The organism is Streptococcus sp. DD04, assembly GCF_001578725.1.
GTDB lineage: Bacteria > Bacillota > Bacilli > Lactobacillales > Streptococcaceae > Streptococcus > Streptococcus sinensis.
Genome location: NZ_KQ968978.1, coordinates 300,535 through 302,709 on the forward strand (window position 1 = coordinate 300,535; position 2,175 = coordinate 302,709).

General features: G+C 39.4%; 3 protein-coding genes and 1 tRNA gene. All 4 read left to right on the forward strand.

The window, feature by feature from the left end; all coding sequences use genetic code 11:
• Positions 1-265: ABC transporter ATP-binding protein (locus STRDD04_RS11480; protein WP_443031299.1), on the forward strand; the 265-nt coding region annotated here is incomplete at its 5' end.
• Positions 266-505: 240 nt separating this feature from the next.
• Entirely contained in the window at positions 506-991 is a 486-nt protein-coding gene (locus STRDD04_RS06440) for a hypothetical protein (RefSeq protein WP_062200420.1), read from the forward strand.
• Positions 992-1,136: 145 nt separating this feature from the next.
• Positions 1,137-1,222 (forward strand) — tRNA-Leu (locus STRDD04_RS06445).
• Positions 1,223-1,393: 171 nt separating this feature from the next.
• Complete coding sequence (locus tag STRDD04_RS06450) at positions 1,394-2,110, forward strand: YebC/PmpR family DNA-binding transcriptional regulator (protein WP_037616164.1); 717 nt, start codon at positions 1,394-1,396, stop codon at positions 2,108-2,110.
• The last annotated feature ends 65 nt before the right edge of the window (positions 2,111-2,175 follow it).

Sequence of the window (2,175 nt, forward strand, 5' to 3'; positions counted from 1 at the left end):
TGCTGTAATCTACAAGGGTGTTATCGTTGAGGTTGCAGAAACAGAAGAACTGTTCAACAATCCAATCCATCCTTATACTCAATCGCTTTTGTCTGCCGTTCCGATTCCAGATCCAATTTTGGAACGTAAAAAGGTATTGAAAGTTTACGATCCAGATCAGCATGATTACTCGGTAGATGCGCCTCAGATGGTTGAAATTCGCCCAGGTCATTATGTATGGGCAAATAAGGCCGAAGCTGAAAAATATAAGAGAGAGTTTAAATAAATCTTTTAACCCACTAAAACCCGTTAGGAAAGAATCCCTGACGGGTTTGTTATTTTTCTAACTTGCCTTTTAATAATGCAATCTGTCAGATTAGCAGGCTCACATCAGTCCCTTTGATGTCGGAAAGAGAGGATGGCTTGACATGAAGAGGATAAAAAGTAGCATTTCAAAATAAGTTCAAGCATTCTCCTAAAATTTGCTATAGACTAGAGTCAACAAAATATAATTTTAGGAGGAGCTATGAATTTTAAAAGTAGCTATGAGAAAGTAAAGTGGATTGTTCGCAAGTGTCAAAAAGAATATTACCTTCATCTTTGGGAATCCAGCGACTGGGAGCAAGAAGGAATGCTGGTCTTGTATGAGCTACAACTGAGCCAAGAAGGAATTGAGCATGATGAAGAAAAACTTTATCGCTATTTCAAAACCAAATTCCGAAACCATATCCATGATCTTATCCGCAAACAAGAGAGTCAAAAACGAAAATTTGATAAACAGAGTTATGAGGAAGTCAGCGAGATTGGGCACAAACTGAAGGCGCATGAAATGTTTCTGGATGAACTAGTTGCTTTCAGAGAATTAATAGCAGGATTTAAGGCAGGACTAGATCCGTTAGGTTTAAATAATTATCAACGATTAATAGGAAATGAACGCTTTCAAGGAAGAAAAGCTATGCTTCGAGATTTAAAAGAGCATTTGAAAGAGTTCAGAAACAATGCCATTCTCTAGCTCTGTCCAGAGTTAGAGAAGTTATTCTCTAGTTAAAACATTCAAAAATATCAAAAACCCAAGAAAAGATAAAGATTTTTGAAAAATTAAGAAAATTTTCTTGACAAGGGAGAGTCATCCTGTTATACTAATAAGGTACTCAATCGCGGGGATGGCGGAATTGGCAGACGCGCAGGACTAAGGATCCTGTGACCGCTTTAGGTCGTGAGGGTTCAAGTCCCTCTCTCCGCATCAGATTAGCTGGCTTCGGCTGGCTTTTTGTTTGCTAAAGATTATACCGAGATAAAAATGTACGATTAGGGATTTTTAACTATAAATTATCTTCCGTTTAGTGAAATTCAATCCGACTTATGTTATAATATGAAAGATTAAAAATGTAATTTATCAAAAGGAGAAACTCCAATGGGACGTAAATGGGCCAATATTGTGGCAAAGAAAACGGCCAAAGACGGTGCAAACTCAAAAGTTTATGCTAAGTTTGGCGTGGAAATCTATGTAGCAGCTAAAAAAGGCGATCCAGATCCCGAGTCAAATACTGCCCTGAAATTTGTTATTGACCGGGCTAAACAAGCGCAAGTACCAAAGCATGTTATTGACAAGGCTATTGACAAGGCGAAAGGAAACACTGACGAAACCTTTACTGAAGGCCGTTACGAAGGCTTTGGACCAAATGGTTCCATGTTGATTGTTGATACTCTGACTTCCAATGTCAATCGGACTGCAGCCAATGTCCGTGCTGCTTTTGGTAAAAATGGCGGCAATATGGGAGCTAGTGGTTCAGTAGCTTATCTTTTTGACAACAAGGGTGTGATTGTCTTTGCTGGTGATGATGCTGACAGCGTCTTTGAACAGCTGCTAGAAGCAGATGTAGATGTAGATGATGTTGAAGCAGAAGAAGGCAGTATCACTGTCTATACAGCGCCAACGGACCTTCACAAGGCTATCGTGGCTCTACGTGAGTCTGGCATACAGGAGTTCCAAGTGACAGAGCTGGAAATGATTCCTCAGTCTGAAGTTGAGTTGACTGGTGACGATTTGGAAACTTTTGAAAAACTCTATAGCGTTTTAGAAGACGATGAAGATGTCCAAAAAATCTATACTAACGTAGATGGCTTCTAAGGCTAAACCAGAAGAATAGAACGGAAAAAGGTTCAGTCCGATAATAGTTCGGCTGAGTCTTTTTA